This window comes from Peribacillus sp. NPDC101481 (assembly GCF_044767165.1).
Classification (GTDB): domain Bacteria; phylum Bacillota; class Bacilli; order Bacillales; family DSM-1321; genus Peribacillus.
The window spans coordinates 1,601,482-1,626,454 of the sequence record NZ_JBIWNJ010000002.1 but is presented as its reverse complement, the minus strand read 5'-3'; the positions used below and the strand labels follow the sequence as shown (position 1 = coordinate 1,626,454).

Below are 24,973 nucleotides of genomic sequence, written 5' to 3'. Positions count from 1 at the left end.
CCTTTATCTCTTAATATCTTCCATTTTACCTTCCATTGCCGAGAGTATCTCCTTTTCGGTTGCCAAAGGAGTATCTCCAACGACAGTACATGCCAGCATTCCTGATACAGCCGCAAACCGAACTGTCTTTTCAGGGGAATATCCTAGCAATTCGCCATGCAGGATTCCGCTTGTGTAAGCATCGCCTGAACCTATTCTATCATATACGGAAAATGATAGGATATCGGAAAAGTAAAATGTCTCTTCTTTGTATATATACCCCCTCAGCGTATGGCTATTATCACTGTTGATTGAACGATGTGTCCCTGCTATCGATTGAATATTGAATTTCTTGGCCACTTCAGGGATCAACTCAATAAGCTGCTCTTCCCTTGTGGAGCCTTCTGACTTCATTCCTAAAATATATAGGGCGTCTTTCTCATTCATCATGACGATATCAGCCAAAGAAAGCATTTCTTCATAATGAGGCTTTGCGTCAGAATAACCTCCCTCCCATAAAGAGGGACGGTAATTGCAATCGAAACAGACTGTACCGCCTTTTTCTTTGACTTTTCCAGCCAGCGCCTTCATACTTTCCCGTACATTTTCCGCCATTGCAAGCGTGATTCCGCAAAAATGGATGATATCCGTACTTTCCGAAATCATATCCATATCATAATCGGATAAGGTGGCTGTATTAAAACTGCTTTCCAGTCGATTGGAATATGTGACACGGCTCGCCCGCTGTCCAAATCCATTTTCCAAAAAGTACATCCCCATGTATTTGCCGCCTCTGGAGATGTAGCCCCTTCCAATTCCTAAGCGCTGCAGAGCTGAGATCGCTGAATCCCCGAGGGGGTTATCCGGTAACTTGGTCACAACATACCCATCATGTCCAAGCTTTGTCATCGCAGAAGCTACGTTTACTCCCGTGCCTGAAAAGGAGTATTGCAGAGTGTTAGCCTGTGATAGTAATTCATACCCTGGTACCTGCAAACGCATCATAACTTCCCCGAATGCCACAATCCTTTTAGGCATATTTTTCAACCAATTTTTTTGTTATGGCCAATAATTTCCGTACATCCTCATCATTCGTTTTACCAGTCTCTTCATCGATGATAGAAGAATATACATGGGGAATGACTTTAGGCACTTTTGCTTCTAATGCAATTTCTAAAATGGTCTCGAAATTATTTAAATCGATTCCACCTGTTGGTTCCAAAGCAAATCCCTCTTCACCACAAGCTTTTGCCACAGCACGATATTCATCTTCATGCTTCAGGCCTTTCATCGGAAAGTATTTTAATGCATTTCCTCCCATATCACGAACAAGCGCAATGGCAGCTTTTATAGGCACAATGGCAGTTTCACTTGCACCTGCACTTACTGGACCAGTGGAGATATTCACATAACCGACTTTCCCAGTTGGAGAAACAAGTGAATTTATCCAGCTATCCTTCTCACCTAAATTGGCCCTGGTGGCACCAACAGCCGGAAAAACCTGGTTAATATGACTACCTGGATAGTATTTTGCTATTTCTGCGACAACTGCTGCCTGTCTATTATCGCCCGCGCCCAATCCTATTGAAACGGCCTCATCAATGGCTTCTCCGTATTCTTTCATTGCTGTAACACCAGCTTCCACAGTTGGATAGTCCTTTGAGAGTACACCCACCAATACATGGCCTTCCGCTGCTTCAAAGACTTCCGCTGCATTTTCTACACTATTTGCAAGTACATTTAAGGCTACACGATCATTCAATAACCGTTTGTTTATGTTTGTCATCCTTGTTTTCCTCCTAATATTGTTCTTAATTGTGCTTCTATGACATGTATATCATCACCTTGCAATGGACGCGGATCTATATCGAAAAAGCCTTGCCGAATCCCATAATCACGTGTATAAATGGCAATATCCCCATTTTTGAGCTGCTCGTTCACTTCTTTCGCCGTTGTTTCCGTTATCAAAGGATCAATGGAAATGCGGGCTCTATATATGGCACGGCCGGCTTCATCCTGTACTATCGTTACTTTTACGCCATCAATGGAGTCAAGTGATGTGAGAATTTGTAAACTAGCCTTTTCTTTTTCGCTATTATCTGTCTTGTCAAAATACTCATTCAATGCCTGAAGCAGCCCAAAGGTAGTTTCCTTTCCAACCTTCATGCTCCTTCCGATACAGTGCAGTTGAACCTTTACCCATTCGATATATTTTTTTCTGCCAGCAACGATACCTGATGTGGGTCCTTCAATGGCTTTTGATCCACTATAGATCGCCAAGTCGGAGAATTGTATATATTTTTCTAAATCCTCCTCAGCTGCTGCATCGACAATCAGAGGGATACTATTCTTTTTGGCCACTTCCCATGCTTCTTCGACCGATATCATATTTTTCTGAACAGCATGATGCGATTTCACATATAAAATGGCGGCAGTATTTTCATTTATGGCATCAGCAATATGCTCTGCCTTCCCTTCATTTGCATACCCAACTTCCACCAAGTTTCCTCCACCAAGGTAAATCATGGTTTCAACCGGTGCACCATACTGAACGTTATGGCCTTTCAGCATGATGATTTCATTCTTTTGAATGGGATCTTGATGAAGCCTTTCACTTTTCCTTCTGTTTCCTTCAGTCACGATCGCCGCTACGGAAAGCGCAATTCCACTTGATGCTGAGTTTACGACGACCGCTGCTTCGGAATGAAGCAAATTCGCTATATGCTGGCCTGACTTATCGACTAAATCAGAAATTTCAACATAATTTTGCCCACCTTTTTTCATCGCGTCCATCACTGTGTCAGTTGGGGAAGAAACCCCCAATATGCTCATTCTTCCACTTGCATTGATGACTCTTTTCAAACCGTATTTAGCGTTCAATGAATTCTCCATTTATAACCACTCCTTTTACAACAACTCTTTTTTCTGCCATCCTTTTTTCACCTTCGGAATCCAATAAAAGGGTCTGTTCATTCTCGATCGAGAATAAGGTCAAGTTCGCAATATCCCCAGTTGAAATCCTGCCAAGCTCTGGTTTATGCAACCAAGCTGCTGCATTGACCGTAACGGCATCTATTACTTCTTTTAATGGATAACCGAGGTACAAAAATTTTGTAAGCACATTTGCCATATTAAAAACTGGCCCATTCTCCCTGTTTTTACGATATATATCCGTACTGATCGTATTGAAACGAATCCCCCGCTTTTTTGCCATTTCGGCAGTTTTAAAAGAAAAGCTTGCCGTTCCATGACCTACATCCAAATGAACACCACGTTCAATCGCCTTACTTAACTCAGGCAGTGGCTCTTCTCTTACATCAAATAAATTATTCGCTTTACCATTTAAGAAATGTGTAATAATGTCCTTTTCCTCAAGTAAATCAAGGACTTCCTTAATATCAGGCGGCCCTGAACCGATATGAACCATTAATGGTAAACCAGTTTCAGCCGAAAACTTCCTAGCGATTTTTAATGGCTGGACACCATTTGGACCAACCACACTTTTACTTATTCTCGCTTTAAGTCCAACGATAAACTCCCCGTACTTGGAAATTGCCTTCCTTAATTCCCCTTCGTCCAGCCATGAAATATCCGATAACTCATCAATCCTTTTCAAACCTATCCGCGAAATATTCAGAAAGGCGAAAACATTCGTTTTGGAATTTTCACAACTGATAACCAGATCAGATATCCTATCTGCCCCCGTGCTTCCCGCATCGATGACCGTTGTTACACCAGTTTTATATCCAATCTCATCAACCTCATCACCATAAGGATCGAATTCCGGGAAAGCATGTACATGCATATCAATCCATCCGCTCGAAACATAAACTTTTTGATCATAATCTATTATCTTATTGCCTGTTGCAGTTCCGGGAAGTGCGATTTCTTTAATCATCCCTTTTTCCAGTATGATATCCGCTGCATTCCCCTCTAACATCTTTACATTCTTCAGAACTAACGTATCTGTCATTTCCCTCATCCTTTTCGATACTTCCTACCGATTGCAAGTACTTTGTATACGGTTACACTGAATAAGAATTCATTTCATTTCTCTTTACAAAAATAGATTATCATATTTTACCGAACTAATCAATATAACGTTATAATGTTTGATTTAAGTTTACAGAATTTTTAATAGAATATCGTTTGTTTTTCTATGTGCTTCTTAGTTTCTTCATATAATAAGATCTCATTAGGATTTTTAAAAATTTTCGTGCTATTCATAAAAAAGGCGGGAAGAAAAATAGATAATTTTTCTTCCCGCCTTTTTTTTAACGAATTCACAAAAATCCATTGATATAAGTTTTTTTAATAAAAAACTAACTCTAAGTCAGACTAAAGGGGGTTTGAACATTGCCTCAAGACACTCGCTCCAATCAGCTTTGTTTCAAAATTTAGATAGAACCCCTTTTGTCTATAAACTGATTTAGATCCTTTTTTCTTTTTATTCAACCATATAATTAATCCAATAATTATTGCTATAAATAAAATTAATAAGTCTATGTTTTACATTTAAAATTAATTTCGATCAGCTATTATTACTGAGGACATCCTGATCACTTGCTTGCAGTCCAAATAGTTTAATAGCAGCATATTATTCCGGAAAGCACGCCTATCATGCATCAGTTATGCTAGTTGTAAAAAACCAAGTTTATCTAAAATACGTATATATATTACAAGTCAAATCTTTCATTTAGAAGCCCTCGTTAATTAATTTATCCCGCTCCTAGTATTACAGAGGAAATGTTGCTTTCCATAATATAAAAACCAAGAATGCTTATTTAAAAGCATTCTTGGTCTTGTTAATTGCCGTACTTCATTTGATTTACCTTTTTATGACACCCCCTCAATATATATCCCGTTCCGATGAAAGCCTTTAATTTACCTTTTTTGATCCTTTCCAATGGATTTCCCTCAAACGGTATTTTTGTAGCTTACCTGTTGCCGTTTTCGGTAAAGACTCTACGAATTCAACTTTTGTCGGTGCTTTAAAATGAGCCATTTTTGAGCGGCAAAAAGTAATGATCTCTTTTTCTGTCACTTTTGCATTGGGCTGCAGCACAATGATTGCCTTAGGCGTTTCTCCCCATTTATCGTCTGGGATGGCAATGACCGCAGCCTCCAAAACCTCTGGATGATTATACAATACCCCTTCTACCTCTGTTGAAGAAATATTTTCCCCGCCGGAAATGATTAAATCCTTAGCCCTGTCCTGTATCTCAATATATCCATCAGGATAGGTAACTGCCAGATCCCCGGTATGAAACCAGCCATCTCTAATTGCTTCGGCCGTCTTTTCCGGATCCTTATAATATCCTTCCATTACAACATTGCCGCGAGTGATGATTTCCCCCAGTTCCTTTCCATCCCAAGCGACTTCTTTCCCTTCTTGATTGACCACCATCGTTTCCCCATTGAAAACCAATTCAATACCTTGTCTTGCCTTTATTATTGCTTGTTCGTCCGCCGATTTAGCTTCAAACTCATCCTTCCACTCGTTATATAGGATGAAAGGGGAAGTTTCTGTTAATCCATATACGTGGATCATATTCAAACCAAGGATTTCTTGTGCCTTTTGTATAAGCGCTGCTGCTGGAGGAGCACCGGCTGTTGCCATCCTTGGACGCACTTTGATATTTGTTTCTTTTGCTTTAGGATCATTTACCAACATATTGACGACAGTAGGTGCTCCACATAACAATGTAATATTATGACGGCTGAATAATTTGAGGATAAGAGGGGGATCGACCTTCCTTAAACATACATGGGTCCCGCCAGTAGCCGTTACCGACCATACACCTCCCCAGCCATTAGCGTGAAACATTGGCAAGGTATGTAAGTATACATCGTCATGCTTCACTCCAAGGTGATAAATGAAATTAGCGGCATTCATGTAATTCCCGCGATGGGTCAACATTACCCCTTTTGGTTTTGAAGTAGTTCCACTCGTGTAATTTATAGTCAAAAGTTGATTTTCATCGATTGTAACCTCTGGCAGACCACCATCATTTGCATGCAAAATGAAATTCTCATAGTCTATCCCAGGTAAAGTGGTTTCATGTCCTTCAACAGGCACGATAATGATTTTTTCCAATGATAGTCTAGTAATGATCTTTTCGATTGGAGCGGTGAATTCTTCATCGACTATCAACATTTTTGAATCGCTATGCTTGATGATATATTCCAAATCCTCTGCAGCAAGCCTATAATTCAAAGGAACCATTACCGCTCCCATTTGACAAATGCCATAAAAACATTCCAACATATAATGCGTATTTGGCAACATTACTGCAATATGGTCGCCTTTTTCAATTCCCGAAGAATGCAATGCTTTGGAAAGTTGATCTGTTCGCTGCCCGAATTCCTTATAAGTAAACTCTTTCTCTTCATCAATGACTGCCACTTTTTGAGGATAATATTTTACGGCCCTGCGCTTCCATTCCATTGGAGTTAATGGGGAAAACATTTTACCATCTCCTTCTTTTCAGATTCTTTGTATTCAGCACCCTGCCTGGTTCGTCATGATGAATCCTGAGAAAAAAACTTCTTATCCTTTTGATACATATTCATTTTCCAGCCGTCATATCTTCTTTAATGGATTACTTACACCAAAATAAAATCATTGAATGACGTTTTTACCTAAATTTTTTTAATTATTCTGATAATTAACCTCCTAAAACAGTGAAATTCACTGCTTTAATAAATATATAGTGCATCTTCATTCTATTATAATGGAAACTGTACACGTCAGGAAGACTATATTTTATTCTCTATGCATGACGACAGATGTTCGGTAAGCTTCCCAACGATTTGTTTGAGACGTTCCGTTTCCTCTCCATTTAGGACGCTATAAAAGTCACGAAAGATTTTGGTAAAACACTTATTGATGGAATGATAGGTATTCCTTCCACTTTCAGTGGATTGGATAAAAACTACCCGCCGATCATCCTCACTATGTACCCTCTCAATCAACTTCTTCCGTTCAAGCCGATCAATTAGTGCAGTTCCTGCCGCAGGTTTAATCTTCAAATGATTCGAAACATCTTTAACAGCTATGGATTCATTCAAGACTATTAATTGCAATGCGCGATACTGTACAGAAGTTAAATCATATTTAACCAATAACGGTTCAACCAATTCTTGTGATAGTCTGCTTAGTTCCCTGATCTCTAGATGTAAATTATACAATTCACTTGAATTCATGTTTGACAATCCTTTCTTATTGACACTATCTATCTAAAACTATAACATAATTAACGTATCAAAAAATTAACCATGCGAATTAAATTGGTTATTGATTTTTTAAAGAGAGAGAGAGGCTGTCCATGTCAGCAGAACAACGTAAAAAGATCATTATCCTCATGATCAATATGTTTATAGCAATAGGAAGTTTCGGTATCATCATTCCCATTTTACCAGCATACCTGGCCTCCATTAATCAAGGCGGAACCGCCGCTGGCCTAATGATCGCCATTTTCGCGGGTGCACAACTTATCTTTTCGCCAATTGCCGGAAAATGGACTGACCAATTCGGGCGCAGAAAAATGATTATTTATGGATTGGTCGGTTTGACATTATCCATGTTTATTTTTTATGCAGTCAATTCCATTTGGTTATTATATGCTTCACGTATCATCGGCGGGATCGGGGCAGCTTTGCTAATACCCGCAATTTTTGCTTATGTAGCCGATATCACCACATTTGATCAACGCGCCAAAGGCAATAGTTTAGTATCTGCCGCCATGTCCCTAGGAATTGTAGTCGGTCCGGGAATTGGAGGTTTTTTAGCTGACTTTGGCTTGAAGTTTCCCTTTTTGATTTCTGCTCTGGTATCCCTATCAGCTGTTGTATTTTCGATTTTTGTTTTAAAAGAAAGCGAAACGGCACAGGTTCCACAATCCATGGATGCAAAAACTGAAACAATGATTCGGAAGATTGCCTTATCTGTGAAAATGCCTTATTTCATCCCACTCATCATTACTCTTGTAATGAGCTTTGGCCTAATGGCATATGAATCTGTAATTGGTCTTTATCTTGATAATCAATTCAATTCAAGTCCTAAGGACATCGCCATCATGGTTACAGCCACCGGTATCGTCAGTGTAATAGTGCAACTGTTTGTCGTCGACCGGATTGTACAGCGTTTCGGGGAAGTGAATGTGCTGAATATCTTTATCAGTGTTGCAGCAATCGGTTTCCTTCTATCACTTTTTGCTACAAGTTACCTGATTTTCTTTTTGATTTCGCTTATCATCTTCCTTTCCACTTCCATCTTGCGTCCAGTTCTTAACACACTGATTTCCAAGATGGCAGGGAATGAACAGGGCTTTGCAATGGGCATGAATAATGCGTATATGAGCATTGGAAATGTGCTCGGACCTACACTTGCCGGAATGATGTATGATGTACACATTACCTATCCGTTCATGTTGGGCCTTATCCTTTTATTCATTACTTTGATGATTACCATGGCTTGGCAAAAGCGATCTCTTCATGCGAAGGCATTATCCTAGAGCTTAGAAGGCATTTCAAGTTTAATGCCTTAACAAAACCCCCGAGTAGCAGCCGCCATTCGGGGGTTTTTCATTTATGATTTTTATATCAATTGAAATCCTCCAAAACTGTATATTCACGAGTAAAAGTAAAATCTCGCGGATATTCCCTCCATTTTCCGTAAGCAGCTCTAAATCTTCCGTAACATTCAAATTCACGAGTAAATGCGTCAAATTCACGAGTAAATGGATGAATCTCACGAGTATATGATCCGAATTCACGAGTAACGCTTCAATCTCTTGGATATTCGCTCCATTTTCATGCGGAAACAGCTCAAAATCTTGCGTAACAATCGAAACCATTTGCTTCTTAAGTTAATGATTTTATTTGACCAAAACAAAAAGCGGCCTTTTTCCTCTAATAGAGAATAAGGCCGCTTATCATTCAGTTTTTCTCATTTATATTGTTATTAGGGGAAAATGATCATTTAATATATACGGCTTTTTTCCCTTTACTGCTTTCAAAAGCTGCATCAATGATTTTAATGACCGATAATCCCTCTTGGGCGGTTACTGGAGCTTTTTTTCCGCTCAATATACTATCTGCAATTGCCTGGTAATATGTTAAATAAGATCCATTCAGTGTTTCAATGGTTTCATGTGTCTCATTTTCACCTTCAACCGTAACCAGCTTACCATAGAATTCGGGTTCATCTGCACCCCAAGAGTCATCCAAAGGTTTTTTCCCCTCACTTAGGGCTGCCTCTTGGCAGTCAAGACCGTACTTGATAAATGATCCTTTACTTCCATGCACCTGATAGCGCGGTCCATTAAACGGAACGATTGAGCCTGAATGCAAGATAACTCTCAGCTTTTCATATCCTAATATTACATGGAAATAATCATCCGTTTCTGCATTTTCTTTTTGGGAAAATACATCTGCCCAAACGAATTGCGGCAACCCAAACAAATGAAGTGCTTGATCGATGAGATGTGATCCTAAATCATAAAGCATGCCTGATCCCGGACCTGGTTTTTCCCTCCATCTATCCCTGACCACAGGCCGGTATCGATCATAATGGACTTGGTATGTATTGATTTCCCCAAGCACTCCATCATCCATAAGTTTTTTCACGGTCAAAAAGTCATTATCCCATCTCCGGTTATGATAGACACTTAATAGCAGATCCTTTTCCTCGGCAATCTTAATGAGCTCCTCCGCCTCCCAAGCTTCCACTACCATTGGCTTTTCAAGAATGACATGCTTCCCTGCTAACAAGCTTTGCTTGGCCATTTCATAATGTAAACCACTCGGTGTCGTAATAACAGCCAAATCAATGGATGGGTCTTCAAGAATCTCCTCTAAGCTGCTTACCACTTCAACATCTTTCAAATCTTTTTGGACTTTTTCCTTATTGGAGCTGACAACTTTCGCTATTTGAAACTGCCCTAAAACACTTAATAACGGCGCGTGAAAAGTAGCTCCTGACAATCCGTATCCAACTATGCCCACTTTAATTTTTCTCATTTTCGTTCCCACTCGCTTTCTTGTTCCTCTTAAACATACATTTTATTATATTTCATTGTCCGGGTATGTATCTCTCAAAAACTTGACAGATTGATTAATCAATTCTTTTAATACGTTAATATCGATATCTGCCACTTTATTGATGTACACACACGCTTTCCCGGAAGTGTGTTTACCAAATGCCTGTAACAATTCTTCTCTTTTTTTGTCTCCCGTAGCAAAATATAAACTGATTTTTGCTTTTCGAGGCGAGAAGCCTACCAGGGGGGCATCGCCTTCGTGACCTGATTCATATTTATAATGATAGGTACCGAACCCAATTATGCTCGGTCCCCACATCTTTGCCTCATAACCTGTCGTTTGGGTAAAAACATCCAACAATTCGTATGCATCTTCACGTTTTTTCGGATTATCGACGTTCTCAATGAACTCAATGACACTACTGTCAGTTTCTTTGGTTTTTTGTTTATACATGACCGGAACCTCCCTTATAAAAGGTAGAAAAAATTCATAAGATATCGATTGCACAGTATATTAGTACCCTATACAATCATGTTTTTAGGTTGATATGTATGTATATTACCTTCATCCCCGATATATCAATGATTGGCGGACGATCTTCATTATTAGTTCTCCAAGCTTCATGGCAAATCCTTCATTCAATACCCTTTTATATTATAGAACATTAATTCGTTTTATTCTATTTTAAGAACAGAGTTTATAAAGATAAATCTTTTGTGCGTTAAAAATCGGTACTTATCATAAAAATCTCTACGATCAGAAAATATAATTCTGATCGTAGATTTTTGCATTAAAAGGCAAAATGCAGTTTATCCAGACCTATTGCCGCCGGATTTTTTCAATTTCATCAGCTATGAATTGTACCTGTGTCCCTACGATGACTTGAATGCTTTGGGGACCCACGATATTGATTCCAGCAACCCCTGTTGATTTGATTTTATTCTGATCGACAGCTCCCATATTTTCCACTTCAACTCTTAAACGGGTAACGCAGTTATCTACAGATGTAACGTTTGCGTCTCCGCCTAATCCCTCATAAATAGCGGAAGCCATTCCAAAGAATTTACTCTCATTATTCCCGCCTTGACTGCTGTCTGCTTCCGCAGTCGCTCCTCCGCCATCAAGCTCATCTTCTGTATCATCTTCTCTTCCGGGAGTCATTAAATTGAACCTTGTAATCAAGAATCGGAATAAGAAATAGTAGATGACAGCAAAAGCCAGTCCTTGAAGAAGTAGCATATACGGTTCATTTGCCAATGGCAACCTTGAACTTAAAATAAAGTCAATAAATCCTGCACTAAAACCGAAACCTGCTGTCCATTGGAAAGTCGCAGCAATAGCTAATGATATTCCTGTTAATAAGGCATGCACAACGAATAGGGCTGGTGCAACAAACATGAAAGCAAATTCCAACGGTTCAGTAACTCCTGTGAAAAATGAAGCGAAACCGGCTGCGAGCATTAATGAGGCAACTTGTTTTTTCTTCCGTGATTTTGCCGTATGGTACATGGCAAGAGCTGCTGCCGGCAAACCGAACATCATGACGGGAAAGAATCCGGCTTGATACATGCCTGTGGTTCCTTTTACTCCTGTTCCAGCCCAGAATTTACCGATATCGTTAAGTCCTATCACATCGAACCAGAATACGGAGTTTAACGCATGATGTAAACCTGTTGGTATCAAAAGCCGATTAAAGAATCCATAGAGTCCTGCTCCAGCAGCTCCTAATTCACTTATTCCTTCCCCAAATATAACTAACCAGGAATAGATGAGCGGCCATACGAAGAATAATAATAGGGAAACCAGTAACATGACAACCGCAGTAAGGATCGGGACAAGGCGTTTACCGCTAAAGAAAGCGAGTGCATCCGGCAGCTCGACCTTACTGAACCGATTATACATAGCTGCCGCTATAAGGCCCGAGAGGATTCCGACAAATGCATTTTCTATTTTCACAAATGCTGGATTTACATCTTTTGCATCAATTCCCTGCAGCATCGCTACAGAGTCCGTGGAAAGCAATGTCGTTACAACCAGATAGGCTACCAGCCCGCTTAAAGCGGCGGCTCCATCTTTTCCTTTCGACATCCCCAACGCCACTCCAACAGCAAACAATATAGCCATATTGTCTATAATCGAAGAACCTGCTTTTATTAAGAAAGCCGCTAAAGGACTTCCCGCTCCCCATCCTGCCGGATCTATCCAATAACCGATCCCCATTAAAATGGCGGCTGCTGGTAATACGGCTACTGGCAGCATCAAGGAACGTCCAATTTTTTGAAGATATTTTTTCATCCCGCTTTCCTCCTGTCAATTACTGATTTAGGGCAAACCCCATATTCTATTAGACAACGGTTCCTTCCATTTTAGAACTTCATTTCATATATAAAGTTGGCTATATTCAGAAATAAAGTCTTAGCGATTTAATCCTCCATCAAAAGTTCATAAAAAAAAGAAAAGTCCAACCGGACTTTTCTTTTTTCACTTATTTATAGAGCAAGTAGTTTTTACGAACCTTTTTAAAAGCATCCTGCTTTACTTGATACTCCTTCATGATTTCATTTACTGATGAACCTTCTTCAATTCTGGACATTACCCAGCCATTGCCAATCAATAAATTGAAATTTTTGGCTGCAAGGAATTCGAAATCATCAGGATATAGATCCTGAATGGTCTTGATGATGTGAAGTCCAGTAGGGACAGCCTTGAATTCCTCTCTATCTGTTATATAAATTTCCACTCCGTGGCTGAGTTTACCTGCATGTTTTGAAAATGTAGGTGTAAAGGAGGCTGCCCTGAATTTTACGCCAGGTAACCTTAATTCATTTAATTTCCCAGCAAGCTCATCACTGTTTATATAAGGAGCACCAATCAACTCGAATGGTTTAGTCGTCCCTCTGCCTTCCGAGACATTTGTTCCCTCGATCAAGCCTGTAGCCGGATATACGAAAGTAGTGGAAACTGCGGGCATATTCGGTGACGGCAAGACAAAAGGGAGACCAGTATCATCATAGTCCATATCTCGCTTCCAGCCTTTCATCTTGATGACCTTTAGATCTGCACCAATATTAAATTCCTTATTGAACAAAGTCGCGAGTTCCCCAACTGTCATCCCATGCTTTAGCGGTATTGGGTACAAACCGACAAACGATGAGAATTCAGGTTCAAGTACCGGCCCATCTACCGACTCCCCGCCCTGTGGGTTCGGCCGGTCCAGCACGATAAAGGGGATATTATTTTCTTTGGCTGCTTCCATTGCATATGCCATCGTGTAGATATAAGTGTAATAGCGTGTTCCGACATCCTGGATATCAAAAACAAGGACCTCCACATCCTTTAACATTTCAGGCGTCGGTTTTTTCGTTTTGCCATATAAGCTATAAACAGGCAACCCTGTTTTTTCATCAATATAATATTCAACGCTTGCACCAGCTTGCGCATCTCCACGCACTCCATGTTCAGGACCAAATAACGCTGTCAAATTAATGTCTGGATCATCATGAAGTAGATCGACGATGCTGGTTAATTTTGAATCGATGCCAGTTGGGTTCGTAATCAAGCCGACTTTCTTTCCGCTTAACACGTTCTTTTCTTCTTTTAAAAGGACTTCAATACCGGGACTGACCTTTTGTTTTTTCTTCTCTTTAACAGCGGTTACACTTTTTGAGGATACAATGCCGAAAGTCAACAGACAAATGGTAAATAGGATTATCATTCTTTTCAAACTGCTTCCCTCCCTATTTTTTAATGGGTCTTCCAGATTTAATATCTAATCCATATCCAAATTTATAAAGACTTTCAGAGGGCTTAATTACTGATGGTATATCAACCGGCAAAGTACCTTTAGGTTTTGATACTCCAAAAATGGCCGAAATTCCTGCCGGGATATTCGGCTGTCTATAACGCCCATTCGAATACCCTTTGAACCCGTAAACAGCAAGAACCGCTTTCGCTTCTTCAAAGTTTGCAACATCATAAGGGTTTCTTAAACTCATTAATACAAATTCTTTATCTTTCTTATTAGCATGATTCATGACCGCTCTAGGGAAGGCTGTTGCCCACTTCGAAGAATCTTGAATGCTATCATCGATCACTCCATCATTGACAGCCGGATCGTTTTTGACAACATAGGAACCAGTTATGACAAAGTCCGATTCATCAATGAGCCTTGCCACTTGATCAGTAAATGACTTTCCTGAAAAACTCATACCCGTTATTTGGACTTTCTTTATTTTCTTTTTATCAGCTAATTCGCTGATGCTCCTGGACATGGATTCAACTTGGTCATCAAAAGGAGCAAGAATTAAAACTTTATCATTTTTCTTAGGTTTGAAAGGCAATGTTTTGTCTTCATTTTTCAATAAGGTGATGGCATCTTCCGCGATTTTCCGTTCTTTTTTCAAATGATCTTCATTCCCTACCACTTGAAGCGCGGTGTCGATTTTTTTATCGATCGGAGTTTCATCAGGGTTTAATATCCCTCTTTTCACTTTTAGTTCAAGGATCCTCGTTACAGATTGGTTGACTTGATTTAGAGGAATTTCCCCGCTTGCCACTGCTGCCTTCACTGCATTGAATACAGAGGTTAAATTCTTTTCCATTTGAAGCGAATTAACCTGTGCAGGCATCAATGCAATATCAACACCAGACTTCAGGGCAAGGACTACGGCTTCTTCCTGTCCGAAGTTGTCCGCGATGGCTTTCATATTCAATGCATCTGTAACCACAACACCGTCAAAACCCATTTCTTCACGTAATAGACCCGTAATGACTTTATGTGACAACGTTGCAGGAACCATAATCTCTTGACCGTCTTTTTTACTGATATAGGTAGTGTCATCGAATGCAGGAAACTGAACATGTGCAGTCATCATCATATCAACTCCAGCATCAATGGCCCTTTGGAAAGGCATCAACTCGATGGAACGCAAACGACCTTTATCATGAGAAACAAGGGGAAGACCATAATGACTATCGACTGCTGTATCTCCGTGGCCGGGGAAATGCTTGGTCGTTGCTATCGTGTTCTGATTTTGCAATCCTTTTATCGTTTGAATGCCCAGCTTTGCTACAAGTTCCGGATCAGAACTGAAGGAACGAACGCCAATAACGGGATTTCCAGGATTATTATTGACATCGACAGACGGCCCGAAATTGACATTTATGCCAAGTGACGACAGTTCCTTGCCAATGATTTCTCCGGATTGATAAGCATAACTTTCTTTTCTGGCTGCACCAAGTGCCATATTGCCAGGAAGGTTCGTTCCAGTTTGAAGGCGAGTTACGATTCCACCTTCCTGATCAATCGTTATGAACAGCGGAAGGTCCGGGCTTGCCATCTGCAAACCATCGGTGAGCCGTACCGTTTGTTCGGTATCGACTACATTCTCTGCAAACAGAATAACACCGCCCAGATGATATTTTTTGATGATGCTTGCAACTTCTGAGTTCATTTCAATAAACCCCGTCGTCTTCGCTTCTCCTTGTTTTTGCCAATTACGAAAATCAGGCATGAGCATTTGACCGACTTTTTCATCGACTGTCATGTTTGCTACGATTCCCTGAATATCCGATACCGTTTTTTCAGTCTCTGATCCTTTTGCTGTCGCATTCCCTCCCAGAATGGATAAAACCAAGAATAATGCTATTCCAGCAGGGGCACATATCCTTTTTATCATTTAGGCTTCCTCCCTTGTATACTTTCTAGCTCTGTTAGCAGCAATTCCATAACCACTTTCATGAAGGGGTATAAATGAATGGAAAAGAACTATATAGATCCTATAAAGAAACCAAGGCAGCATTGGGAATCCCTTCTGCCGCCTCTTTTAACAAGCCATCATGAAATATATCCTATTATCTCCGTATAATTGATTCATAGAGCCCAATTGGTCACTCAATTATAAGTTTTATCGTTTGACCAGGCTTTAGAAGGGACAGCAAGGGAATATCTTCTTCTATAATTCGCCCAATCACATTAACTCGATGATTTGCCCCTAGGTCTCTTTTGCAAATTTGGACCTCTCCCCGATATCTTCCGTAACCATCATTGTCCATCGTTATGGATCCAAGGCTGCGTGCAACTGTATTACTCGGCTCAACATTTGCTGTGACCCGGGTATTCTGCAGCCGGAAAACATCTTGAGAAACATCTGGCCTCAATTCGTACTGACGGCTTTGTAAGAGTCGGGATTCCGCTCTAACAGTTAGAATATTTTGATTTTTATAGGCAGTCAGATTCTCAAGCAGATTATTCTCCGTTCCTTGATCTCCAACGTAAACTCCTTCCACATGCTGAAACAGCTCGATACCGGCAGCGTAAGGATTCATCAACCTGTGTTTTTCAAGCGTTGGAAGACCTTCATGAATTGGACCGCGTTTACTTCCTGCACCTGGGATGAAAGCAAAGATCGGAATGCCGTATTTCATGAACATTTGATTTTGTTCATGAAAGAATTCTTCCTCAAGGCCCGTTTCAGGCCTTGGATAAAAGTTGTGCCAAGCTATCAGATTTTCCGGTTCCACACCGCCTCCAAGCACGGCTAAAAGTTCATCTTCATTCAACGTGCTTGCATTCAGTGAAAGTGAAAACACCTTGGATAAGGATATGACCGTTTCTTTATCAAATCCATCATCAAGGCGAATACCTTTAATACCTAATCTCCATAAATCCATAAATTTGCTAATCCCCAAATGATGAAGCGTTTTTATTGAGATATCTGCATGGATTTCCATTCCGCAGGATTCTGAAAGCTTTAAAAGCCTGATCATTCTCTTTACCAGTTCGCCCTTTTCTTCAGGAATATGAAGCGAGGTAAATGCTCTCTTCACTCCCAGGTCAGCAGCATGTTTGATTTGTGTTTCTGCATGCGGGTCTTGTAGATAAAAAGAGATTCCGATCACTTGAATTCAACCGCCATTTCATCATTAAATCCAAACAGATACGTAAAAATAAATCCTGCTATATAGGAAATGAACAGTCCAGCGAGGAACAGAGCGATTTGATTTGGATGAACTAAAAAGGTAAGCGGCAGTCCGGACACACCGATGGACGACGTTGCGATTCCGAATTGAGCCTGGAATGCTCCGCCTACTCCTGCACCTAAACATGCCGTTAAGAAAGGCCGGCCCAATGGCAGGGTCACTCCAAATATAAGAGGTTCGCCGATACCTAGCATCCCGGAAGGAAGGCCTCCTCCGATTGCTCTCTTCAAACTTGCTTTCTTCGTTTTCATATAGATGGCAAATGCCGCTCCCACTTGGCCCGCGCCACCCATCGCCAAAATGGGAAGCAGTGGATCATCTCCAATCGAATTTATCAATTCTAGATGGACAGGCGTTAAACCTTGATGTAAACCAGTAATGACGAGAGGGAGGAAGGCTGCACCAAGGACGAATCCAGCTACAACACCGCCGAAATCCAATACATTCAATAACCCAGTCGTAATGGCATCCGATAAAAACCCACCTACCGGCATAAATACAATGTAAGTGACAATCCCAGTAATGAGTAAAGCGATGGTTGGCGTCAAAATGATATCCAGTGATTGAGGAATGAATTTCCTGACCTGTTTTTCCACCAAGGCTATGAAAATAGCTGCAAAGAGGACTCCTATCAACCCACCGCGGCCAGGGAGCAAATTTTCACCGAACAATGAAATGTCACCGACAGCGGGGTTGATGACCAAAATGCCTGCAAGTGCACCTAGTGCAGGTGATCCACCGTATTCTTTTGCTGCATTGGTCCCAACCAAAATCCCCAAGTAGGCAAACAGCCCCGATCCGATAACGGTTAAAATGATGGCTAATTGTGATTCTGCTGCTAGCCAGCCTGCTTGAACGATTGCTTTTGTAATACCGGTTATCAAACCTGATGCCACTAGGGCGGGAATTAAAGGGATGAAAATACTTGCAATCCTGCGTAAAAAAAGTTTAAAAGGTTTTGCATTTTTCCTATCAATCTCTGATTTATTTTTCGAGGCTACTTCCTTTAAGTTCAAATTGCCTGAATAATCTTCCAAAAGCTTTTCAAATTCTGCATGAACCTTGTTCACCACGCCTGGACCGAGGACGATTTGTATCGTTTCCTCTTCAATGACGCCAAAAACGCCTTCAGTATTTTTTATATCTTCCATTTTTACTTTCGAACGATCGATTGGCAATACCCTTAGTCTGGTCATACAATGTGCAGCATCGGCAACATTTGATGCCCCGCCTAATTTCCCCAATAATTCTTCGGCTAAACTGGCGTACTTATCCCCCTTACCCATTCAAAAGCCCCCTTTGTCAAATCTCGTATCAATCATTTATATCGATCTGTCATCGATTTAATGGCAGACCTGGTGTTATCAATATATTGGACAGTCTCTTCATATTGCTCTGAAGCCATCCCCAAAAACAAAATGTCAATCATATATAATTGTGCCAATCGTGAGGATGTGGCTGCACTTCGAAACGGTGCTTCATTCGAAAAGGATGTATACAGTGTAGCGTCACACAAAGAAGATACCGTTGTTTGGCCATAATGAGTCAGCCCAATCGTCTTTACCCCACGTTCTTTTGCCAGCTTTAATATATTGACAACTTCAGGTGTTTCCCCTGAGAATGAAATGGCAAAAACGATATCATTTTCATCAGCATTTGCAATCAAGGTTGCAACTAAATGCATATCTGTAAAAGCCGTTGCCCCTTTATTGATGCGAAGTAATTTTTGCTGAGCGTCAGCCGCAACTATATTCGAAGCACCAACACCGCAAAAGTGGACAGTTTTAGCATTCAGCATCAGCGTTATCGCATGTTTGAGATTATCGTGATCGATTATTTCAGATGTGTCCCGGATGGTCTGAATCGAATTACTCGTTGTTTTCTCAACAATCCGATACAGTGATTCGGAAGGTTCGATATCCCGGTAGCCCTGTTCAACGGTCTTCATCAAATCTCCAGCAATCCTTATTTTCAGATCTTGAAATCCTTTTATGCCAAGCGACTTACACAACCTAATAACAGCAGCCCCGCTTGTTTGGGCAGACGTACTTAATTCCTGTACAGTGCTGTTCACAACTTCATGAGGATTCTTGAGAATATATTCTGCTAGTTTTTGTTCAGATTGCGGCAGCTTGCTCAACATTGTCTGTATGATTGATAATCCTCCTGTAGCCATTTCTTCCCTCCTTAATCTTCATAGATTGAGATGGCTTTTCTGACATCTCCATCAGCATTTTCCAGTAACTCCATTGCTTTTTCATAATCTGTTGCCGTTTTTATCATGACAATCGCTGGCTTAACTTGATTATTTGCCTTTTCAAGCGTATTCAATGCTTGATCATAGTCAGCATTCGTTACAGTTTCTATGATGCTTATTGCACGGTCTTTCAGTTTTTGATTACTGACATTTACATCTACCATCAGATTTTCATAGACTTTTCCCAGCCGGATCATGGTTGCCGTTGAAATCATATTGAGTACCATTTTATGTGCGGTTGCGGCTTTCATTCTCGTGGATCCTGTTAACACTTCCGGTCCGACAACCACTTCAATCCCTATATCCGCTGCTTCTGTGATGCTCGCGTTTTTATTGCATGATAAAGCAACCGCTTTAGCCCCGACTTTTCTTGCATAACGTAAAGCGCCCTTCACATAAGGGGTACGACCGCTTGCCGCAATGCCAATAACCGTATCATTTGCTGTAAGGCCCACATCCATCAGATCACATTCCCCAAACTCTTCTTTATCCTCTGCTCCTTCAACAGCCCGAACAAACGCCTTTTCCCCTCCTGCGATTATTCCCAGTACACTATCAGGCGGTGTGCTGAAAGTCGGGGGACATTCCACTGCATCAAGCACACCGAGTCTTCCGCTCGTTCCTGCTCCGATGTAAATGAGTCTCCCCCCTTTTTTTAACGATTCGCAAGCCCATTCAACCACCGTTTCAATTTCTGACAATACCTCCTCAACCGCTGCTGCCACTTTAAAATCTTCTTTATTGATTGCAGAAATGATTTCCATCGTATTTACACTGTCGATATTCATTGTCTTTTCGTTCCGTAATTCAGTCGTTAATGAACGCAAATGTTCTTCCATAGACAATTAAATCCTCCCATAAACAATTACTTAAATATAATTTCGTTTTTTAATAGAAAATAATGAAATTATATTTCATATTATATTCAATGATAGCGTTTTCATTACTCGGATACAAGATATTTTTGGTGATCTTGCACCACAGGATTTTTTCAACAATAAAAAAACGTGTACCGTCCCCAAACTTGGGAACGATACACGCACAAGTTATATAATAAAATGCCAAACTAGTATACTACTTCGGCCCCAGGATACCTCATTCCTTTACCCAGTTAACGAATAGGGACTACTTTCCCGTTTTCTACTGCACCGACGACAATAGTTGATGCAAATCCTCCATTTTCATCAATCGAGGGAATATCGTATATTTTTTGATCTGGCCCTATATTGGAAAGTCCATCTTGCATATGCTTACGGATGGCCTTGGCATCATCAACGCTGCCTGCAGATTTCATCGCTTCTACAAACGCATACATGGCGATATAATTCAATCCTACTTCTGAGCTTGGATCTTCCTTATAATTCTTTTGATATTTCTCAACGAAAGCAGGTATTGCTTCTTCATCTGAGTCCATCAGTGGCAAAACGCCAATCGAGCCTTCCAATGTTTCATATGACCCTGCAATCGGCTTCATTTGATCCAGCTTTGCTTGATCCATGATGATGAAACCACCCTTAAAGCCTAGCTCCCGAGCTTGCTTCGCTACTTTTGCCGTAGGTTCCGAAGCACCACCGATAAATAGCACATCAGGATCTTTTTTCAAGGCATTGGTGACAATCGTAAAGAAATCGGTTTCTTTGGCGAAATCAATCGATGAATTATAAACGACTTTTCCGCCTTGCTTTTCCCAATGTGGGAGCACGGCCTCCGTCCAGTCTTTACCGTATTGCGAAGATGTTGGCAAAGCGGCAATCTTCTTGCCGAAATGTTCCATTGCATATGTTGTAAAAGGTTCAATATACCCCTCGTAATTCGGTGGAATTCGAACGGTTAATGAATTTCCGCTTTCGGTCACTGCCGGTTCACTCGTATATGCCCCAATTATGAATTCCTCTTGTTCATTAAAAACCTGAAGTGCCAGCACACCTCCGCTATGAGGCGTGAAAATGATCGGCGTATCATATTCCTGAATTAACCGTTTAGCATTCGACCCTGTTTCATTTGGAAGGTATTTATCATCCAACGAAACTAAATTTAATGTGTATTTCTTACCATCTACTTCAAACCCGCCAGCATCATTAATTTCATTGACAGCCATTTCTACACCATTCAATGTCCGTTTCCCATATAACGCTGCCGCACCGCTTAAAGGACCGCTAAAACCGATGTTAACGACATTATCACTTTTGCCTTTACTGCCACTGCTTGACACAGTGCTATCCCCTTTATTGCACCCAGTCAACACAGTGATCATTAGCAGGAGAAAAATAAATAATACTTTCAGTTTTTTCATGAAAATCCCCCATTCAATTTTTTCAGGCTCCAATATACGCTTTCCTTACTTCATCATTGGCTAATAACTCACTTGCTGTCCCTTGAACGACAATTTCCCCATTTTCAAAAACATATCCTTTATCTGCAATGCCGAGAGCAGCATTCGCGTTTTGTTCAGCAAGCAGGACCGTGATTCCTTCGCGGTTTATTTCTTCAATGACCAGAAACATTTGTTCAACAATAAGTGGAGCGAGTCCCACCGAAGGCTCATCAAGCATCAACAATTTCGGTTTCGACATCAAAGCTCTTCCAATTGCGAGCATCTGCTGTTGCCCGCCGCTCAGGCTTCCCGCTTCATCATGATGCTTTTCTTTTAAAATCGGGAATAAGTGATAGACGTATTCCAAGGAATCCTTGATCTCCGCTTTCTTCTTTCGATGCACATAAGCACCCATCCTCAGATTTTCCTGGACGGTCATTTGTGGAAACAGTTTACGTCCTTCGGCACACTGGACGATTCCCTCCCGAACATTCTTATCCGGGGCACGGCCCGCTATCGGCATGCCCAGAAAATGAATTTCCCCCTTGGACAGCTTACTGATTCCGCTTATGGAACGAAAAGTCGTGCTTTTTCCTGCCCCATTAGCTCCCAACAAAACAACGATCTCTCCCTTGGCAACTTCGATATTCACATGTTTTATCGCAGTGAAACTACCATAATTCACGGCGACATCGGTTAACTTAAGCACTGGCACTCCCTCCTAAATAGGCTTTAATCACCGCTTCATTTCCGCGGATTTCCTTAGGTGTGCCCTCGGCAATTTTTTCTCCGTAATTAAGGACCATGATGTGGTCTGCCAAGTTCATGATCATATGCATTTTGTGCTCGATTAAACAAACGGTCAGTCCCGATCGATTCAATTTTTTAATCAGTTCTGTCAAGCCTTCCGTTTCATCAGGGTTGATTCCCGCAGCAGGTTCATCAAGAAAGATAATTTCCGGTTCAGTCGCAAGGGCAAGGGCAATGGCTGTCCGTTTCTTTTCCTCCTGCGAGATGCTGGAGACCATTCTGTCAGCCGATTTCGTCAATCCGACAATATCAAGAACCTCCATTGCCTTATCCCTGCAAGCCGCTTCCTCCCGTTTTAAACGTTTTGTTCTTAGAATGGCATCCACCAGATTGGATTTGGTTCGCAGCCTATGACCGACAATGACATTATCCAACACGGTCGTTTGATCAAAAAGGCTTGTCGTTTGAAAGGTTCTTGAAATTCCGAGCCCCGCTATTTCATTGGCAGGAAGTTTGGTGATATCAATCCCCTTAAATAGGACCGTCCCGGAAGTTGGTCGATGAAAGCCACTGATCAAGTTGAAAAAAGTTGATTTTCCTGCACCATTTGGTCCGATTATTGCATTGATTCTACCTTTTTCAATCGTAAAATCCACATTATTGACGGCCGCCAATCCTCCAAACCGCTTTGTCAAACTCTTCGTTTCGATTAGCAAATTCATCCCTCCTCAGCTTTTATGTGCATTTCGCTTCTCACCCTGGACAGTTCATTATCTTTTCGCTTTCTTTTCCAATCAAAGAAGGCACCTGCGATTCCGCGCGGATAAAAGATAATGATCACCGTAAGCAATGGCCCGAATATCAACATTCGATATTCTTGAAGGAATTGCAGATTTTGCGAAAGGATTACTAACAATAATGTTCCTACCAAAGGACCTGAAAGTGTCCCGATTCCACCAACCAATAAATACATCAATAGATCGAACATTATGGCAGTTGATCCGATATCAGGTCCAATGAAACGAATGAATGAAGCATACAAAGCACCTGCCAAACCTGCAAAGAATGTGGAAAGGACAAATGCGGTTAACTTATTCTTCATTGTGGATATACCAATGGTTTTTGCAAGGTCCTCGCTGTTCCTGATGGCCATATACGTCCTGCCGGTCAACGAGCGTATAATTCGATACACGACTAAAATCACTGCAAGCAGGAAAATGAGGACTAGATAATATTGGGATGCTGCAGTATCGAAGGTGATCGGCCCTATATTGCCAGGAGCAGGGATACCGATCAATCCCCTAACCCCCTCTGTAAGTCCTTCCCATTTATCGATGACCAGATATATGATGTAACCCACACATAGGGTATAAATCGCGAAAAAGTGTTCCTTTGTCCTCAGCGCGATCAAACCGATTAAAAACCCAATTGCACATGTGATTAAGCATGCACATACAAGTGCCAGCCAAAAGTTCATTTCCGCTTTTACCGTCAGGAGGCCAAGTGAATATGCTCCAATCGCAAAAAATCCAGCATGTGCAAGCGAGAGATATCCAGTATATCCTGATAATAAATTGATTCCATAAACAGCTATCGCCCAGATGAACGAAAGTGTCAGCATATGGAGATAATAATCGTTTTGAGCGATAAAGGGGAATGAAAAAGCAAAGATGATAAGTGCGATAATCCCATTTCTTTTCGTTAATATCTTCACGCTACCTCTCCCCCTTGGCAAAAAGACCTGTTGGTTTCACGGTTAATATTACGACTAAAAGAATGAATGCAATGATGTCTTTATAATCATTTGAAATATAAGTTGCGCCCAGGCTCTCACTGAAACCTAGGATATATCCGCCTACGATCGCCCCCGGGATGCTCCCCATCCCGCCCAATATGATAATGACGAATGCTTTTAGGATGACTAAATGCCCCATGCCGGGAAAAACAAGGTTAATCGGTGATGCAAGGGATGAAGCGATGGCTGCTAATCCTCCCGATATCATGAAGGTAAGCATTGCGACTTTATTAATGTTGATTCCCACTAATGAAGCACCTTCACGGCTTTGGGACATCGCTATAATCGTCGAGCCGGCATAAGTTTTCTTTAGGAAAAGGTAAAGTAAAACCATCACTGCGATAGCTGATATGATGATCAATAATCGCTGAAGTGTGAACGTCAGGCCCATGATATTGACCACTTGGCCGTATGGAGAAGGCATTGTATGGAAGTCGGCACCCCAGACAAATTGGGCAAAGGCTTCAAGAAAAAGGAGAATTCCGATTGCCGCTATCTTATCGTGCAATGGAGGTGCCTCCCTTAACAGGCGAAACACGAAACGTTCCAAAAGGACTCCCAACAAACCAACAACGATAATGGATACGAACATGGCAATCCAGTAATTGACCCCATATAAGGTCATCATTGATAACGTGATATATCCACCCAACATATATAGGGCACCGTGGGCAAAGTTCGGGATATGCAATATTCCATATACTAGCGTCAATCCCAGGGCAACAAGACTATATACGCTGCCAATCGTCAAACCATTAAAAAGCTGCTGGATCAAAATTTCCATTTACTTCCTCCTTGAAAATTATTGAATTTCACTTTGCTGTTCATTCCCTGGCCTACCATCCTGTCCATA

Annotated in this window: 22 protein-coding genes; 1 reads left to right on the top strand and 21 read right to left on the bottom strand. The window is 41.1% G+C overall.

The window, feature by feature from the left end; all coding sequences use genetic code 11:
• Positions 1-3 precede the first annotated feature (3 nt).
• From ACIROD_RS17790 to ACIROD_RS17765, 6 genes are all read right to left on the bottom strand, one after another.
• Entirely contained in the window at positions 4-1,017 is a 1,014-nt protein-coding gene (locus tag ACIROD_RS17790) for a sugar kinase (RefSeq protein ID WP_260357533.1), read from the bottom strand.
• Complete coding sequence (gene dagF / locus ACIROD_RS17785) at positions 1,010-1,765, bottom strand: 2-dehydro-3-deoxy-phosphogluconate aldolase (RefSeq protein WP_101221925.1); 756 nt, start codon at positions 1,763-1,765, stop codon at positions 1,010-1,012. Before dagF ends, ACIROD_RS17790 begins: the two co-directional genes overlap by 8 nt.
• On the bottom strand, positions 1,762-2,871 hold the full coding sequence (locus ACIROD_RS17780; RefSeq protein WP_402942548.1) for a DgaE family pyridoxal phosphate-dependent ammonia lyase: 1,110 nt from the start codon (positions 2,869-2,871) through the stop codon (positions 1,762-1,764). The genes dagF and ACIROD_RS17780 overlap by 4 nt, the downstream gene beginning before the upstream one ends.
• On the bottom strand, positions 2,849-3,952 hold the full coding sequence (locus ACIROD_RS17775; RefSeq protein ID WP_402942547.1) for an amidohydrolase/deacetylase family metallohydrolase: 1,104 nt from the start codon (positions 3,950-3,952) through the stop codon (positions 2,849-2,851). The genes ACIROD_RS17780 and ACIROD_RS17775 overlap by 23 nt, the downstream gene beginning before the upstream one ends.
• 906 nt (positions 3,953-4,858) lie before the next feature.
• A complete protein-coding gene (locus ACIROD_RS17770) occupies positions 4,859-6,448 on the bottom strand; it encodes a long-chain-fatty-acid--CoA ligase (protein WP_402942544.1) in 1,590 nt (529 codons plus the stop codon).
• Positions 6,449-6,738: 290 nt separating this feature from the next.
• Entirely contained in the window at positions 6,739-7,185 is a 447-nt protein-coding gene (locus ACIROD_RS17765) for a MarR family winged helix-turn-helix transcriptional regulator (protein ID WP_101221922.1), read from the bottom strand.
• 122 nt (positions 7,186-7,307) lie between these two features.
• On the opposite strand from ACIROD_RS17765, the gene ACIROD_RS17760 reads away from it, so the two are divergent.
• Positions 7,308-8,495 (top strand): MFS transporter, encoded by a 1,188-nt coding sequence (locus ACIROD_RS17760; protein WP_402942541.1) that lies wholly within the window; start codon positions 7,308-7,310, stop codon positions 8,493-8,495.
• 21 nt (positions 8,496-8,516) lie between these two features.
• Here the strand turns inward: ACIROD_RS17760 and ACIROD_RS17755 are convergent, their stop codons facing one another.
• The 15 genes from ACIROD_RS17755 to ACIROD_RS17685 all read right to left on the bottom strand — a co-directional run bounded on the left by ACIROD_RS17755 (position 8,517) and on the right by ACIROD_RS17685 (position 24,904).
• Positions 8,517-8,837 carry a hypothetical protein gene (locus ACIROD_RS17755; protein WP_402942539.1) on the bottom strand — a complete coding sequence of 107 codons (321 nt, stop codon included), beginning with the start codon at positions 8,835-8,837 and terminating at the stop codon, positions 8,517-8,519.
• 121 nt (positions 8,838-8,958) lie between these two features.
• The gene (locus tag ACIROD_RS17750; protein ID WP_402942536.1) at positions 8,959-10,002 is read right to left on the bottom strand and encodes an oxidoreductase; all 1,044 of its coding nucleotides are present in this window, start codon (positions 10,000-10,002) and stop codon (positions 8,959-8,961) included.
• A 45-nt stretch (positions 10,003-10,047) separates the two neighbouring features.
• Entirely contained in the window at positions 10,048-10,476 is a 429-nt protein-coding gene (locus ACIROD_RS17745; RefSeq protein WP_260357525.1) for a DUF1801 domain-containing protein, read from the bottom strand.
• 366 nt (positions 10,477-10,842) lie between these two features.
• A complete protein-coding gene (gene nagE, locus ACIROD_RS17740) occupies positions 10,843-12,318 on the bottom strand; it encodes an N-acetylglucosamine-specific PTS transporter subunit IIBC (RefSeq protein ID WP_402942533.1) in 1,476 nt (491 codons plus the stop codon).
• 190 nt (positions 12,319-12,508) lie between these two features.
• The gene (locus ACIROD_RS17735; RefSeq protein ID WP_402942530.1) at positions 12,509-13,747 is read right to left on the bottom strand and encodes an exo-beta-N-acetylmuramidase NamZ family protein; all 1,239 of its coding nucleotides are present in this window, start codon (positions 13,745-13,747) and stop codon (positions 12,509-12,511) included.
• 13 nt (positions 13,748-13,760) lie between these two features.
• Positions 13,761-15,701: a glycoside hydrolase family 3 protein gene (locus ACIROD_RS17730; protein ID WP_402942527.1), complete on the bottom strand. Its 1,941-nt coding sequence runs from the start codon at positions 15,699-15,701 to the stop codon at positions 13,761-13,763.
• Positions 15,702-15,912: 211 nt separating this feature from the next.
• Entirely contained in the window at positions 15,913-16,923 is a 1,011-nt protein-coding gene (locus tag ACIROD_RS17725) for a MupG family TIM beta-alpha barrel fold protein (RefSeq protein ID WP_402942524.1), read from the bottom strand.
• The gene (locus ACIROD_RS17720) at positions 16,920-18,290 is read right to left on the bottom strand and encodes a PTS transporter subunit EIIC (protein WP_101221916.1); all 1,371 of its coding nucleotides are present in this window, start codon (positions 18,288-18,290) and stop codon (positions 16,920-16,922) included. Before ACIROD_RS17720 ends, ACIROD_RS17725 begins: the two co-directional genes overlap by 4 nt.
• Positions 18,291-18,322: 32 nt before the next feature.
• Entirely contained in the window at positions 18,323-19,180 is an 858-nt protein-coding gene (locus ACIROD_RS17715) for a MurR/RpiR family transcriptional regulator (RefSeq protein ID WP_101221915.1), read from the bottom strand.
• Positions 19,181-19,191: 11 nt separating this feature from the next.
• Positions 19,192-20,100, bottom strand: a complete 909-nt coding sequence (gene murQ, locus ACIROD_RS17710) for an N-acetylmuramic acid 6-phosphate etherase (protein WP_402942982.1) — start codon at positions 20,098-20,100, stop codon at positions 19,192-19,194.
• Between the two features lie 272 nt (positions 20,101-20,372).
• Entirely contained in the window at positions 20,373-21,554 is a 1,182-nt protein-coding gene (locus ACIROD_RS17705) for an ABC transporter substrate-binding protein (protein WP_101222243.1), read from the bottom strand.
• Positions 21,555-21,576: 22 nt separating this feature from the next.
• The gene (locus tag ACIROD_RS17700; protein ID WP_402942519.1) at positions 21,577-22,284 is read right to left on the bottom strand and encodes an ABC transporter ATP-binding protein; all 708 of its coding nucleotides are present in this window, start codon (positions 22,282-22,284) and stop codon (positions 21,577-21,579) included.
• Positions 22,277-23,047, bottom strand: a complete 771-nt coding sequence (locus ACIROD_RS17695) for an ABC transporter ATP-binding protein (protein ID WP_402942516.1) — start codon at positions 23,045-23,047, stop codon at positions 22,277-22,279. The genes ACIROD_RS17700 and ACIROD_RS17695 overlap by 8 nt, the downstream gene beginning before the upstream one ends.
• Positions 23,044-24,039, bottom strand: coding sequence for a branched-chain amino acid ABC transporter permease (locus ACIROD_RS17690; protein ID WP_101221911.1), 996 nt, complete (start codon positions 24,037-24,039; stop codon positions 23,044-23,046). Before ACIROD_RS17690 ends, ACIROD_RS17695 begins: the two co-directional genes overlap by 4 nt.
• 1 nt (position 24,040) lies before the next feature.
• Entirely contained in the window at positions 24,041-24,904 is an 864-nt protein-coding gene (locus tag ACIROD_RS17685) for a branched-chain amino acid ABC transporter permease (RefSeq protein ID WP_402942513.1), read from the bottom strand.
• Between the last annotated feature and the right edge of the window lie 69 nt (positions 24,905-24,973).